Origin of the sequence: Mycobacterium sp. 852002-51057_SCH5723018 (genome assembly GCF_001667035.1) — a bacterium.
In the GTDB taxonomy this organism is placed as follows: Bacteria; Actinomycetota; Actinomycetes; order Mycobacteriales; family Mycobacteriaceae; genus Mycobacterium.
The window spans coordinates 1-13,031 of the sequence record NZ_LZIR01000007.1 but is presented as its reverse complement, the minus strand read 5'-3'; the positions used below and the strand labels follow the sequence as shown (position 1 = coordinate 13,031).

Below are 13,031 nucleotides of genomic sequence, written 5' to 3'. Positions count from 1 at the left end.
GGACAGGGATGAAGAAACTACTCGCAGGAGTTACGGCGCTGGTAACTGTCGGCGCCACAGGATGTTTCGGCGTTAACACCGCGACGGCTGACGAAACGCCCGTCGGCGGTCCGCCGACTCCGGGGGCGCCAGGCGACCAGACAGCGTTCGCCCTCGGAGGCGCTCATGTTCTGGGGATCCCCTACGACGAGTACATCCGCCGGGAGGGCGCCCAATGGTTCCCCGGCCAGAAGCGCGAAATCGTCCCCTACCCGGCGGGCCAGGTTCAGGGCCATGTGCTGGAGCGACTCTTCCCGGGCATCGGCAAGGTCGGCGATGAGCTGCTCCCGGGCCTGGGTCTGGATGGCCCTAGCGTCGGCGAGTCGGTCGACGTGGGGATAAACAACCTGGATGGGGCGATCAAGACCGGTCGCCCCGGTACGGCGATCGGCTTGTCCGAGGGTGGGTTCGTGGTCGACGGCGAGCAGGCTCGGCTGGCGAATGACCCGACCGCTCCCCCGCCGGGCACGCTGAATTTCGCCACCTTCGGCGACCCGATTGGGCGTCACGCCTTCGGTCAGAGTTTCCTGACCGCCATGTTCCCGGTCGGCAGCGTCGTTCCCGCACTCGACTACACGATGCCACCGCCGTACGAGAGCCAATACGACACCAACAAGTTCGTGGCTGCATACGACTCGATCGCGGACTTCCCCGACCGGCCCGACAATATGTTCGCCCTCGCCAACACGGTCATGGGCCTCGCCACCGGTCATACCGCTGTGGCCTTCACGAACCCCAGCATGGTGCCACCGCAGAACATCAGGACCACGGTCAACTCCCGGGGCGCGAAAGAGACGACGATCATGGTCCCGGAGAAGCACCTTCCGCTCGTCATGCCGCTGGCCTACATCGGGATCCCGGAAGACACGCTGAACAAGCTCGACGCGATCCTGATCCCCCGGGTGAACGCCGGCTATTCGCGAAACGACGACCCGTCGACCGCTCCGGTTCAGGTGGACCCGGTGCGCGGCTTCGACCCCGCGGAAGTCACTGCGCCGGCCAACCAGGCGACATTCGGCGGCGGTGCCGACCCGTTCTCGCAGATCCTCAGCGGTGCCATGTCCGTGTTGTCGCACGGCGCAGGACAAGCCGACCACTGACCCCGAGCCGACAGATTCGCCGAATTAGTACGGACGTAATGTGACGCCTATACCCCAGTCATCGATTCTCTCGATGCTGCACGGCCGCGCCAGCCTGCGGCCGCATGACGTGGCGTTCGCTTTTACCGATTACGAAGCCGACTGGGCGGGTGTTGCCGAGCGCCTGACGTGGTCGCAGTTGTCCCGCCGAACCCTCGATGTGGCGCGCGAGCTCAGCCCTCATGGGTCGGTCGGGGACAGGGCGGTGATCCTGGCTCCGCAGTCCCTCGATTACATCGCGGCATTCCTGGGATCCATGCAGGCCGGGCTCATCGCAGTTCCGCTGCCGTTGCCGCACCGCGGCTCGAGTCATGAGCGTGTGGGTGCGGTGCTTGCCGACACGTCGCCCTCAGTTGTTCTCACAACGTCCGCGGTCGCGGAGGATGTCGCCGAATACGTTCACCAGGCACGCCTGGACGCAATCCCCAAGATCGTAGAAATCGATGCAATCGATGCAATCGATTCGATGAATCTGGACGCCGATCGCGGAACAGGCGTTCGGACAGGGGATTTGCCCAGTATCGCGTATTTGCAATACAGCTCAGGTTCGACGCGGCTGCCGACCGGGGTCATGATCTCGCACCGCAACCTCCAGGTGAATTTCGAGCAGCTGATGCGCGGCTATTTCGCGGACTCCCACATCAAAGCCCCGACGGACGTCACGGTCGTGTCGTGGTTGCCCTTTTACCACGACATGGGTCTGGTGCTGGGGGTCTGCGCACCAATTCTCAACGGCTGGCGCGGCGAGTTGACGAGTCCGATTTCGTTTCTGGAACGGCCGGCCAGATGGGTGCAATCGCTGGCCGGGAGTCCTCAAACGTGGTCGGCGGCGCCGAACTTCGCCTTCGACCTGGCCGCGCGCAAAACAACGGACGCCGACCTGGCCGGACTCGACCTCGGCGGGGTGCTCGGCATCATCAGCGGTGCTGAACGGGTAGAGCCGGCCACCTTGCAACGATTCGTCGATCGGTTCTCCCACTTCAATTTTCGCGACGACATGGTGCGCCCTTCGTATGGCTTGGCGGAGGCGACCGTCTTCGTGACGGCCGGCACCTGGAGTGAATCATCGAGCGCGGTTCGATTCGACGTCGGGGAGCTGTCCGCCGGCCGCGCTCAGCGGTGCGCGGCCGGCACCGGCACGGCGCTGGTCAGATACAAAGTGCCGCAATCCCCCACGCTGCGCATCGTCGACAGCGACACGAGCCGCGAGTTGCCGGACGGCTTGGTCGGCGAGATCTGGATAGATGGCCCCAATGTCGCCGACGGATACTGGCGCAAACCGCCGGAGGAGCAGCGCTGCTTCGGTGCAACGCTGGTGGACCCGTCGCCGGGCACCCCGGAGGGACCCTGGCTGAAAACCGGCGACCTGGGTTTCATCTTCGACGGTGAGCTGTTCATCGTCGGCCGCATCAAGGATCTGCTGATCATCCGTGGGCGCAACCACTATCCCGAGGACATCGAGGCCACGGTCCAACGGATCACAGGTGGGCGGGTCGCGGCAATATCGGTTCCGGTGGACAGTACCGAGCAGCTGGTAACCGTCATCGAGCTCAAGAAACGGGACGATTCCGACCACGAGGCGACGCGACGGCTCGCCCGCGTCAAGAGCGACGTCACCTCCGCGATATCCAATGAGCACGGCTTGAATGTCGGGGACCTCGTGCTGGTGTCGCCCGGGTCGATCCCTACCACGACGAGCGGCAAGATCCGGCGCGCTGCCTGTGTCGAACAGTACCGCGAGGACCAATTCACCCGGTTGGACGCCTGACTCCGACCGGCCGAACGTCGAGTTGTTGGGCCGGCCCGGGTTTCGGCCCAACAAGTCGACGTTCGCGCGAAAACAGTAGGCAAAGGAGCCCCGATGAGCACGACCAGCGCACACCGTCCATTGCGCGTGATCCAGTGGACAACCGGCAACATCGGGCGGCGTTCGCTGCACGCCATCATCGGCAGGCAAGACATGGAACTGGTCGGCGTCTACGCCCACGGACAGGACAAAGTCGGAGCGGACGCCGCGGAGCTGTCCGGGTGGCCGGAACCGACCGGCGTCAAGGCGACCAGTGATATCGACGCGCTGCTGGCACTTCGACCCGACGCTTGTTGCTATAACCCGTTGTGGCCCAACGTCGACGAGTTGGTTCGGCTACTGGAGTCGGGCGTCAATGTGTGCACCAGCGCGGCCTGGATCACCGGCGGCAAGCAAACACCCGAGGACCGCAAGCGCATCGAGGATGCCTGCGAGAGGGGCGGTTCCACGATCTTCGGCAGCGGAGCGCACCCCGGTATGACGAACCTGGTCGGCATGGCGCTGTCCGCCTCCTGCGAGCGCGTCGACGAGATCCGGATCACCGAATCGGTGGACTGCTCGACGTACGAGTCGGCGGAAACCCAGACGGCGATGGGATTTTCGCAAGACCCCGACACGCCGGGGCTGGCCGAGAGCGTTCGGCGCGAAAGCGAGGTGTTCGCGGAGTCGGCGGCCATGATGGCCGGCGCGATCGGAGCGAAGCTGGACCGGATGACCTTCGACGTCACCTTCACCGCGGCCACCGCAGACTCCGATCTGGGCTTCATGAAGATTCCCGCGGGAACCGTCGGCAGCGTCTACGGCTACCACCGCGGCTGGGAAGGCGACCGCAATGTCGTCAGCGTCGGATTCAACTGGACCATGGGCGGCCACGTCGTTCCGCCCAAGCCGCTCGAGCATGGCCACGTCATCCAGGTGTTCGGGTTGCCCAATATGCGCACCGTCGTGCACTGCCTGCCGCCGAAGGACTGGACGGAGCCCGGGTTCATGGGGCTGGGAATGATTTACACCGCGATGCCGGTCACCAACGCGGTCCCGGCGGTGGTGGCCGCGAGACCGGGCATCGTCACGCTCGCCGATTTGCCGCCGGTCACCGGCCGCGTGGCGCGCTAGAGGTGTGTCGGTGGTCACATAAGGGCCACCTCGGAGGAACGCTTGCGTGCACTACGGTTTACGATGCTTAGCTGAGCAAAGCGTCCGTTGACAAACGGTGTTGTCGACTGCGGGTGACGAGGGAAGCAAGCTCTCCGCAAGGGCGTTGCAGCCCCAAGTCAGTGAGCGAAAGGCGGTCAGGTGACGACTAGTGCCGACTCAGGTCGAAAACCCGGTGTCATAACCCGCGCAGTGAAACGAGGTTGGATACCGCTGCTTTTGATCGTGGTGCTCGCGGTCTCCGGACTGGTCGTCTCGCGGCTGCACAAGGTCTTCGGCTCGCAGGACCTCAACGCAAATGCCGGCGCAGGGATCGAGATCTTCCAGTTCAACCCGAAGGTCGTCGTCTATCAAATCTCCGGACCACCAGGGAGCGTCGCCGACATCAACTACTGGGACGAGAACGCCAACACCCATCAGGTCAACGGGGCGCCGCTGCCGTGGTCGACCACGATCTCGACCACGCTGCCCGCGGTGAGCGCGAACATCGTGGCGCAAAGCGACGGTAGCCAGATCAGCTGCAAGATCACCGTCGACGGCGTGGTCCGCGAACAGCAAAACTCCGACGGCCACAACGCACAGACCTTCTGCCTGGTGAAGTCCGCATGAGCGACCTCAACAGCAAGAGCCCCGCGCACGTCGACGACACCGAGGCCACGGGCCCGATCAACGTGCAGGGCAACGGGCGCCCCGAGCGCGGCCACTGGCCGGTCATCCCGCACGTGATCCGCTGGTTCGCCGTGCCGATCATCCTGGGCTGGGTGTTCATCACCGTCCTGGTGAACGTCATCGTGCCGACTCTCGAAAAAGTCAGCGAGCAACACTCGGCGCCGATGACCCCCCTGGACGCGCCGTCGATGAAGGCGATGATGCGACTGGGTCACAACTTCCACGAATTCGATTCCAACAGCACGGTGATGATCGTGTTGGAAGGCCAGCAACCCCTCGGCGAGGACGCGCACCACTACTACGACAAACTGATTCGGCAACTGCGGCAGGATCCCCAGCACATCCAGCACATCCAGGACTTCTGGGGAGACCGGCTGACGGCCGCGGGCGCGCAGAGCGCCGACGCCAAGGGCGCCTACGTGATGCTGAACCTCGCCGGCAACCAGGGCACGACGCTGGCCAACGACTCCGTCGACGCCGTCCGCAGGGTGATCGAGCAGAACCAACCGCCGCCCGGGGTGCGGGCCTACGTCACCGGTCCCGCGGCGCTCAGCGACGACATGTTCATCATCGGCAATAACAGCCTGGCCATGATCACGCTGTTCACCCTGGGTGCGATCGCGATCATGTTGCTGCTGGTCTACCGCTCCATCGTCACCACACTCGTCCAGCTGTTCATGACCGGCATCGCGCTGTCATCGGCGCGAGGAGTGGTCGCGGTTCTCGGCTACCACAACGTGTTTGGGCTCACCACGTTCGCCGCCAACATCCTCACCATGTTGGCGATCGCGGCCGGGACGGACTACGGGATCTTCCTCATCGGCCGCTATCAAGAGGCGCTCCGAGCCGGCGAGGACCGAATAACCGCCTACTACACCACATTCCGCGGCGTCGCCCCCGTCGTCCTGGGGTCCGGGTTGACCATTGCCGGGGCGACCTATTGTCTGAGCTTTGCGCGGCTGCCCTGGTTCAACACCATGGGCGCGCCCGTGGCGATCGGAATGCTGGTCGTGGTGCTGGCCGGGATAACGCTGGGTCCCGCGGTCATTGTCGCGGGCAGCCGATTTCACCTCTTCGAGACCAAACGGGCGGCCAAGAGGGGTGGGCTGTGGCGGCGGGTCGGCACCGCGGTGGTGCGTTGGCCGGTAGCCATTCTGGCGGTCAGCGGCGCGGTCGTCCTGGTCGGTATGGTCGCGCTGCCGAGCTTCAAGACGAGCTACAACGACCGCTATTACCTGCCGACCTCGGCCCCGTCGAACGTCGGGCAGGCGGCCGCGGACCGGCATTTCTCGCAGGCGCGGATGAACCCCGACATGTTGATGGTGGAGGCCGACCACGACATGCGCAATCCGGCCGACATGCTCGTTTTGGACAGAGTGGCCAAGAATGTCATGCGCACGGTCGGCATCGCCATGATCCAGGACATCACCAGGCCGCTGGGCATTCCCATTCAACACAGCTCGATTCCGTTCCAGAACAGCATGCAGAGCCAAACGACCATGCAGAATATGGAATTCCTCAAGGAGCGAATGGCCGACATCCTCAAGATGGCCGACGAGATGCAGGTCCTGATCGACACCACGCAGCGCATGTACCAAGTGACACAAGATCTTTCCAATGCCGCTGACGACAGCGCAAGGACCACGGCGGAAACATCGGAAATCACCGATACCTTGCGCAACCACCTCGCGGATTTCGAGGACATGTGGCGGCCGATACGCAGTTATTTCTACTGGGAAAAGCATTGCTACGACATTCCGATCTGCTGGTCGTTGAGGTCAGTATTTGACTCCCTGGACGGGATCGACGAGCTCGCCGACAAATTTCACGAACTGACGGCTGACATCCAGCGCACCGCCGAGGCCACGCACGGCATGCTGGCGTTGATTCCCACCATGATTGCGACGATGAAGACCACCAAAGGGATCACGCTGACGCTGTACCAGACGTTCTCGGCGATGCTCAACCAGATGGAGGCCATGAGCAACACCGCGGTCGTCATGGGGCAAAGCTTCGACGCCGCCAAGAACGACGACATGTTCTACCTGCCGCCGGAGGCGTTCGACAACCCGGATTTCCAGACAGGGCTTCGGATGTTCCTGTCACCGGACGGCAAGTCGGCGCGCTTTTTCATCACCCATCAGGGCGATCCGATGACCCCGGAAGGCATCTCGCGTGTCGACTCCGAGCGCACCGCCGCCCAAGAGGGACTGAAGCAGTCGTCCCTCTCGGACGCCAAGATCTATCTCGGCGGAACCGCCGCGACATTCAAAGACATGGCCGACGGCGAAAAATACGACCTGATGATCGCGGTGGTGTCGGCCCTCACGCTGATCTTCATGATCATGCTGCTGCTCACCAGGAGCGTGGTTGCCGCGCTGGTGATCGTCGGCACCGCGGCCAGCTCGATCGCCGCGTCGTTCGGTCTGTCCGTGCTCATTTGGCAGGATCTGTTCGGCATTAGGATCCACTGGATCGTCGCGGCGCTGTCGGTCATCATCCTGTTGGCCGTCGGATCCGACTACAACCTGCTGCTGGTATCTCGGTTCAAAGAAGAGATCCATGGCGGGCTCAAGACGGGGATCATCCGGTCGATGGCGGGCACCGGCGGGGTGGTGACGGCGGCGGGCCTGGTGTTCGCCTTCACGATGGCCGCGATGCTCGGCAGCGACCTGCGCGTGCTTGGTCAGTTCGGGTCGACCGTCTGCATCGGCCTGCTGCTGGACACTCTGATCGTGCGCACGCTGCTGATGCCGTCGATCGCCACGCTGCTCGGGCGCTGGTTCTGGTGGCCGCAGGTCGTACACCCGCGCGGTGACAACGCCTTACGGGCGCGGCCCGCTTAGGACTCGGGAAGTTCCACGCATACCGCGACCGCCCCCGCACCGACATGCAGTGCGAGCACCGGCCCCAATGGCGTGACGATCGCCGGCTCGCACGCGGGTAGCCGCTGCGACAGCGCCGCTGCCACCTCCTCGGCGCCGTCCGGATTGGCGACGTGGTGCACCGCCAGGGCGGCCGGCGCGTCGCCGACCACCTCGCAGACCCGGTCGATCATCGCCGCCGTCGCGTGGGTGACGGTGCGGACCCGTTGGGACAGAACGAGTTTGCCGTCGTCGATGCGCAGCAGCGGCTTGAGCGCCAGTGCTGTTCCCAGCCACGCCTTGGCGCCGCCGATGCGCCCGCTGCGGCGCAGGTTGTCCAGCCGGTGCACCACGATGAACGAATGGCTGCGCGACACCGCCGAGCGCGCGGCGTCGGCGACGGCGTCCAGGTCGGCCCCGGCGGCCGCCGCACGCGCCGCCGCCAGCGCCACGAAGCCGGTGCCCATCGCGGCCGACCTCGAGTCGACGACCCGCACCTTCGGGTCGAGGTCGGCCGCGGTCCGTTCGGCGGCGCCGCAGGTTCCCGATAGCGCCGACGAAAGGTGCACCGCCACAACGCCGTCCCCCTCGCTGTCGGCCAGCGCCTGCTGGTAGGCGTTGGCCAGTTCGGCCGGGGTGGCCGCCGCGGTGGTGGCGTGCAGCTTGTGCACGTCGTCGGGGATGTCATCCACGCCGTCCCGCAGGTCCTCGCCGTCGAGCAGGATGTGCAGCGGAACGACGCGGATCGCCCACTTGTCGAGCAGCTCGGCCGGCAGCCGCGAGGACGCGTCGGTCACCACAACGACAGTCATGAGCGCCGCTCCTCCTCATCGCTCCGCTCTGCATCGTCGCCGGCGACAGTCATGAGCGCCGCTCCTCCTCATCGCTCCGCTCTGCATCGTCGCCGGCGCCAGTCATGAGCGCTACCCGCGTGGTTTTTCGTTCGGGACCCCGGCTTCGGCCAGCGCCTTGAGCATCAACTCCGCGACCGCCTGGTGGGCTTCGAAATTCCAGTGAATGCCGTCAGGGTTCCCGCGACCGCTCATGATTTGTTCTGCCACAGCGGCTTTGAGATCCACCAGGGGAACATCGTGGTCCTGTGCCCACTCGGTGATCGCGGCGGCGGTCCCCGAGCGGCCGTGGTGGGCCCTGCCATACGTCTCGGCGATGTGCACCGACGGCAGCGACGCCACTATCGGGATGCCGGGGCGGTTGAAATCGATTGCCCCGCGGGTCTGTTCGAGGTATTCGGCGCTCAGGTGCGGCGGCAACGCGGGCCTGGCGACCGGCGAGAGCCTGGGCTGTAGCCACCCGTAGCCATCGCGGACCCAGCGCCGCAGCCACGGCGGGCGCACGTAGCGGATCAGCTCGCGCAACGCCGTCGGCAACACCGACGGCAGCGAATCCATCCCGCCCGTCGCGAAGATCACCGCGCCCGCCCGGGGCAGCGCCGCCCACGCCCGCGGGTCCTGGGTGGCCGCCCACCAGACGTCCCGGCAGGTCCAGCCGATGCGGCCGATGAGTTCCAGATCCCAATCCAGTTGTGAGGCAACAATGTTGGGCCAGATGCGCGTGTCGTCGGCGGGCAGCCCGCCGGTCGGACCGTAGTAGGCCAGTGAGTCTGCGAAGACCAGCAGGATGGGCCTGGGCCCTTGCTTCTGGGGAGGTTCAGAGGACATCGTTGGACACCTGCGCCGAAGCGTTCCACACATCCAGGCGCCAGCGGACGTCCTCGAAATCGGTGCCGGGGCCGCCGGAGTGGCCGGACAGCTGCACCCAGCTGGCGTTGCCCATGCCGCCCAGGATCGGCCAGTTGGCGACCGGAAGGCGCAGCAGCGCGGCCGACAACGCGGCGATCAGTCCACCGTGGGCCACCAGCACCACCGGCCGATCCGGTTGGTTCGCGTCGCCCCATTCCGGCTCGCCGGACATCAGCTCGGCGATCACCGGCAGGCTGCGGGCGGCGACGTCGACCCGGCTTTCGCCACCGTGGGGCGCCCACGTCGCATCCTCGCGCCAGGCCAGCCGGGCCCCCGGCGCCTCGGCGTCGACCTCGGCGTGCGTCATGCCCTGCCAGTCGCCCAGGTGGGTCTCGCGCAACCGATCGTCCACCCGGACCTTCAGCCCGGTCCGCTCCCCCAGCTTGATCGCCGTGTCATAGGCGCGCCGCAGGTCCGACGACACGATCAGCAGCGGCTGCAGCTTGCCCAGCACCTCGGCGGCCGCGACCGCCTGCGCCCGGCCCAGCTCGCTGAGCTCGGTGTCGAGCTGGCCCTGCATCCGGCTGCCGAGGTTGAAATCGGTCTGCCCGTGTCGCAGCATCACCAGACGGCGGATTCTCATTGCGCGCCCGCCGAATCCGCCGGGCCCTCCGAATCCGCAACGTCCGCCGGGTCTGCGGAGTCCGTGTCCACGGGGACCACCGGGCAGTCGCCCCACAGCCGGTCCAGCGCGTAAAAGTTGCGGTCGTCCTGGTGCTGGACGTGCACGACGATGTCGCGGTAATCCAGCAGGGTCCAGCGCCCCTCCCGGGCGCCCTCGCGCCTCGCTGGGCGATAGCCCGCCTTGCGCATCTTCTCCTCGACCTCGTCAACGATGGCGTTGACCTGCCGCTCGTTGGACGCCGAGGCGATGACGAAGCAGTCGGTGATGACCAGCTGGCCCGACACGTCGATGACGACCACGTCGTTGGCCAGCTTGGCGGCGGCCGCGCTGGCCGCCACGGTGGCCATGTCGATGGCTTCCTGGGTGGCGGTCATGTGTTGTTCCCGGTGGCAAGGCTAGAGGTCGTCGGGCTTTCGGACCCGTCCGTCGCTTGGTGGGGCGGCCGCCGGTACAGCCGGCGCTTGGAGACGTACTGCACCACGCCGTCGGGCATCAGGTACCACAGCGGCCGGCGCTCTTCGGCGCGCCGCCGGCAGTCCGTCGACGAGATCGCCAGCGCCGGGATCTCGACGAGGGTCAGCGCGTCTTCGGCCAGCTCGCCCAGCACCCCGGTGATGTGGTCGTGACGTAGCTCGTAGCCGGGCCGGCTGACGCCAACGAAGCGCGCCAGGTCGAACAGCTCCTCCCAGCCGTGCCACGACAGGATGGATTCCAGGGCGTCGGCGCCGGTGATGAAGTACAGCTGTGCATCCGGGTTGAGCGCGTGCAGGTCGCGCAGGGTGTCCCGGGTGTAGGTGGGGCCGGCGCGGTCGATGTCGACGCGGCTCACCGAGAACCGGGGATTGGACGCCGTCGCGATCACCGTCATCAGATAGCGGTCCTCCGCGGGCGAGACGTACCGGTCCTTCTGCCACGGTTGGCCGCTGGGCACGAACACCACTTCGTCGAGGTCGAACAGGTTGCCCACTTCGCTGGCGGCGACCAGGTGCCCGTAATGGATGGGATCGAACGTCCCACCCATCACTCCCAGCCTGCGAACCTGCTTTTGCACGATGTGCCAGCTTACTTGAGAGTCCTCGTGCGGCTCGGGCGGTCATGCAGGCATTGCGCGATGCCGGCCAGCGCTAGAACAGCCGCGGTTCTCGTCGACACCAGCCTCGCCGTCGCGCTTGTCGTTGCGGATCACCGCCGCCGGCACGTGGGACTCCAGCGACGGTCACGCAGTTGCTCGCAAATGCGTCCCCAGAGAGTAGGTTCCTCGGAACTCGCGGGGCGGCGTCGCTGGTAACGATGCTCGGAGCGATCGGAATTGCCGGTGTCTTGGTCTACGACGCGCTTGTCGGCGCCACCGCGAATGAGCATCGGCATGACGCGCGACCGGCGGGCCCTGGAGATCTATCGCAAGCTCCCAGTCGAGGTCGAGCTACTGGCCTGATGTGGCACGCCGCGACCCCGCGAGGGTGCGCAGTTGTACGGCTATTGCGGCGTGTCGCCGGACAAACACGCACGCTCGGCGGTCCTACACCGGGAGCAGCTGGTCGATCACCGCGGCCAATTGTTTAGCGGACCGGCATTCGTGCATCGTGATGACCTCTTGGTAGCGCGGCACCGCCGAGTCGCCGCTGCCCCACAGGTGCTTGGGCTCGGGGTTGAGCCAGTGCGCGTGCCGGCTGGCGGTCACCATGTGGCTCAGCAGCTCGGTCTCCGGGTTGCGGTAGTTGGTGCGGCCATCGCCCAGCACCAGCAGCGAGGCGCGCGGCGACAGGACGTTGGGAAACGCCTGCACGAACGAGGCGAACGCGTTGCCGTAGTCGGAATGGCCGTCGCGGCTGTACACGCCGGCCTCCCGGGTGATCCGCTGGATCGCCACCGCCAGGTCGGCTTCCGGCCCGAACATGTGGGTGACCTCGTCGGTGGTGTCGATGAAGGCGAACACCCGGACGCGCGAGAACTGTTGCCGCAGCGCGTGCACCAGCAGCAGGGTGAAGTGGCTGAACCCGGCGACCGAACCCGAAACGTCACACAGCACCACCAGTTCCGGCCGCGCCGGGCGGGGTTTGGCCAGCACCACGTCGATCGGCACCCCGCCGGTGGACATCGACTTGCGCAGCGTCTTGCGCAGGTCGATCACCCCGGCGCGGCTGCGGCGCCGGCGCGCGGCGAGCCGGGTGGCCAGGGTGCGGGCCAGTGGCGCCACCACCCGCTGCATCTGGCGCAGCTGTTCGCCGGAGGCGCGCAGGAACTCGACGTTCTCGGAAAGCTGTGGGATGCCGTACATCTGGACGTGGTCGCGGCCGAGTTGCTCGGCGGTACGCCGCTTGGTCTCGGCGTCGACCATCTTGCGCAGTTGCGTGATCCTTTGCGCCGCAAGCGCTTTGGCGATCTGCTCCTGGGTCGGGGTGGGCTCGTCGCCGTACGGGGCGAGGAGCCCCGCCAGCAGCTTGCCCTCCAGTTCGTCCAGCGCCATCGCTTTGAGCGCCTGATACGACGAGAACGACGGGCCGCGGCTGGAACTGTATTTGCCGTAGGCTTCGACGATCTGGGCGATCATGGCGACCAGGCGCTCGTCCATGTCGGCGAGCTCGGGGTTTTCGCTGAGCAGATCGAGCAGCATCTGGCGCATCGCCTCGACGTCGTCGGCCGGCAACGAGTCGCGCGCCTCGCCGGCCTCGTCCCCTGCTTCCAACACCACCGCCCGGGCGCCCAGGGCCGCGGGGAACCAGAGGTCGAACATGGCGTCGTAGGTCTCGCGGTGATCGGGGCGGCGCAGCACCGCGCACGCGATGCCCTCGCGCAGCACCTCGCGATCGCCCAACCCGAGGGTGGCCATCACCCGCCCGGCGTCCACCGTCTCCGAGGGCCCCACCGAAATCCCCTGCGCGCGAAGCGCTTCGACGAAGCCGACCAGGTGGCCGGGCAGCCCGTGCGGGGCGAGCGGGCGGGTGGGCCGGATCCGCCGGGCTGCCAGCAGTTCAG

11 protein-coding genes are annotated in these 13,031 nt (G+C 66.4%); 5 read left to right on the top strand and 6 right to left on the bottom strand.

Annotated features, from left to right (window positions below; genetic code table 11):
• Positions 1–8: 8 nt before the first annotated feature.
• The 5 genes from pe (at position 9) to A5764_RS02300 (ending at position 7,652) form a co-directional block, all read left to right on the top strand.
• On the top strand, positions 9–1,139 hold the full coding sequence (gene pe / locus A5764_RS02320; protein ID WP_067107923.1) for an acyltransferase PE: 1,131 nt from the start codon (positions 9–11) through the stop codon (positions 1,137–1,139).
• 49 nt (positions 1,140–1,188) lie between these two features.
• Positions 1,189–2,946, top strand: coding sequence for an AMP-binding protein (locus A5764_RS02315; RefSeq protein ID WP_082951426.1), 1,758 nt, complete (start codon positions 1,189–1,191; stop codon positions 2,944–2,946).
• A gap of 93 nt (positions 2,947–3,039) precedes the next feature.
• The gene (locus A5764_RS02310) at positions 3,040–4,098 is read left to right on the top strand and encodes a dihydrodipicolinate reductase (protein ID WP_067107917.1); all 1,059 of its coding nucleotides are present in this window, start codon (positions 3,040–3,042) and stop codon (positions 4,096–4,098) included.
• Between the two features lie 219 nt (positions 4,099–4,317).
• A complete protein-coding gene (locus A5764_RS02305; protein ID WP_067107966.1) occupies positions 4,318–4,746 on the top strand; it encodes an MmpS family transport accessory protein in 429 nt (142 codons plus the stop codon).
• Entirely contained in the window at positions 4,743–7,652 is a 2,910-nt protein-coding gene (locus tag A5764_RS02300; protein WP_067107914.1) for an RND family transporter, read from the top strand. Before A5764_RS02305 ends, A5764_RS02300 begins: the two co-directional genes overlap by 4 nt.
• On the opposite strand, the gene A5764_RS02295 is transcribed toward A5764_RS02300, so the two are convergent.
• From A5764_RS02295 to A5764_RS02270, 6 genes are all read right to left on the bottom strand, one after another.
• Complete coding sequence (locus A5764_RS02295) at positions 7,649–8,482, bottom strand: DegV family protein (RefSeq protein ID WP_067107911.1); 834 nt, start codon at positions 8,480–8,482, stop codon at positions 7,649–7,651. The genes A5764_RS02300 and A5764_RS02295 overlap by 4 nt on opposite strands.
• 111 nt (positions 8,483–8,593) lie before the next feature.
• The gene (gene octT, locus A5764_RS02290) at positions 8,594–9,349 is read right to left on the bottom strand and encodes a diglucosylglycerate octanoyltransferase (protein ID WP_067107908.1); all 756 of its coding nucleotides are present in this window, start codon (positions 9,347–9,349) and stop codon (positions 8,594–8,596) included.
• Complete coding sequence (gene gpgP / locus A5764_RS02285; RefSeq protein ID WP_067107905.1) at positions 9,339–10,013, bottom strand: glucosyl-3-phosphoglycerate phosphatase; 675 nt, start codon at positions 10,011–10,013, stop codon at positions 9,339–9,341. The genes octT and gpgP overlap by 11 nt, the downstream gene beginning before the upstream one ends.
• Positions 10,010–10,429 carry a ribosome silencing factor gene (rsfS, locus tag A5764_RS02280; RefSeq protein ID WP_067107902.1) on the bottom strand — a complete coding sequence of 140 codons (420 nt, stop codon included), beginning with the start codon at positions 10,427–10,429 and terminating at the stop codon, positions 10,010–10,012. Before rsfS ends, gpgP begins: the two co-directional genes overlap by 4 nt.
• Positions 10,426–11,106, bottom strand: a complete 681-nt coding sequence (gene nadD, locus A5764_RS02275; protein ID WP_082951424.1) for a nicotinate-nucleotide adenylyltransferase — start codon at positions 11,104–11,106, stop codon at positions 10,426–10,428. The genes rsfS and nadD overlap by 4 nt, the downstream gene beginning before the upstream one ends.
• A gap of 468 nt (positions 11,107–11,574) precedes the next feature.
• Positions 11,575–13,023, bottom strand: a complete 1,449-nt coding sequence (locus A5764_RS02270) for a VWA domain-containing protein (protein WP_067107963.1) — start codon at positions 13,021–13,023, stop codon at positions 11,575–11,577.
• Positions 13,024–13,031 lie beyond the last annotated feature (8 nt).

Bases quoted from the DNA above. Each gene is read 5' to 3' on its own strand.
- A5764_RS02310 (WP_067107917.1), top strand. From the start codon at position 3,040: ATGAGCACGACCAGCGCACACCGTCCATTGCGCGTGATCCAGTGGACA.
- A5764_RS02300 (WP_067107914.1), top strand. From the start codon at position 4,743: ATGAGCGACCTCAACAGCAAGAGCCCCGCGCACGTCGACGACACCGAG.
- gpgP (WP_067107905.1), bottom strand. From the start codon at position 10,013: ATGAGAATCCGCCGTCTGGTGATGCTGCGACACGGGCAGACCGATTTC.
- pe (WP_067107923.1), top strand. From the start codon at position 9: ATGAAGAAACTACTCGCAGGAGTTACGGCGCTGGTAACTGTCGGCGCC.
- A5764_RS02295 (WP_067107911.1), bottom strand. From the start codon at position 8,482: ATGACTGTCGTTGTGGTGACCGACGCGTCCTCGCGGCTGCCGGCCGAG.
- rsfS (WP_067107902.1), bottom strand. From the start codon at position 10,429: ATGACCGCCACCCAGGAAGCCATCGACATGGCCACCGTGGCGGCCAGC.
- octT (WP_067107908.1), bottom strand. From the start codon at position 9,349: ATGTCCTCTGAACCTCCCCAGAAGCAAGGGCCCAGGCCCATCCTGCTG.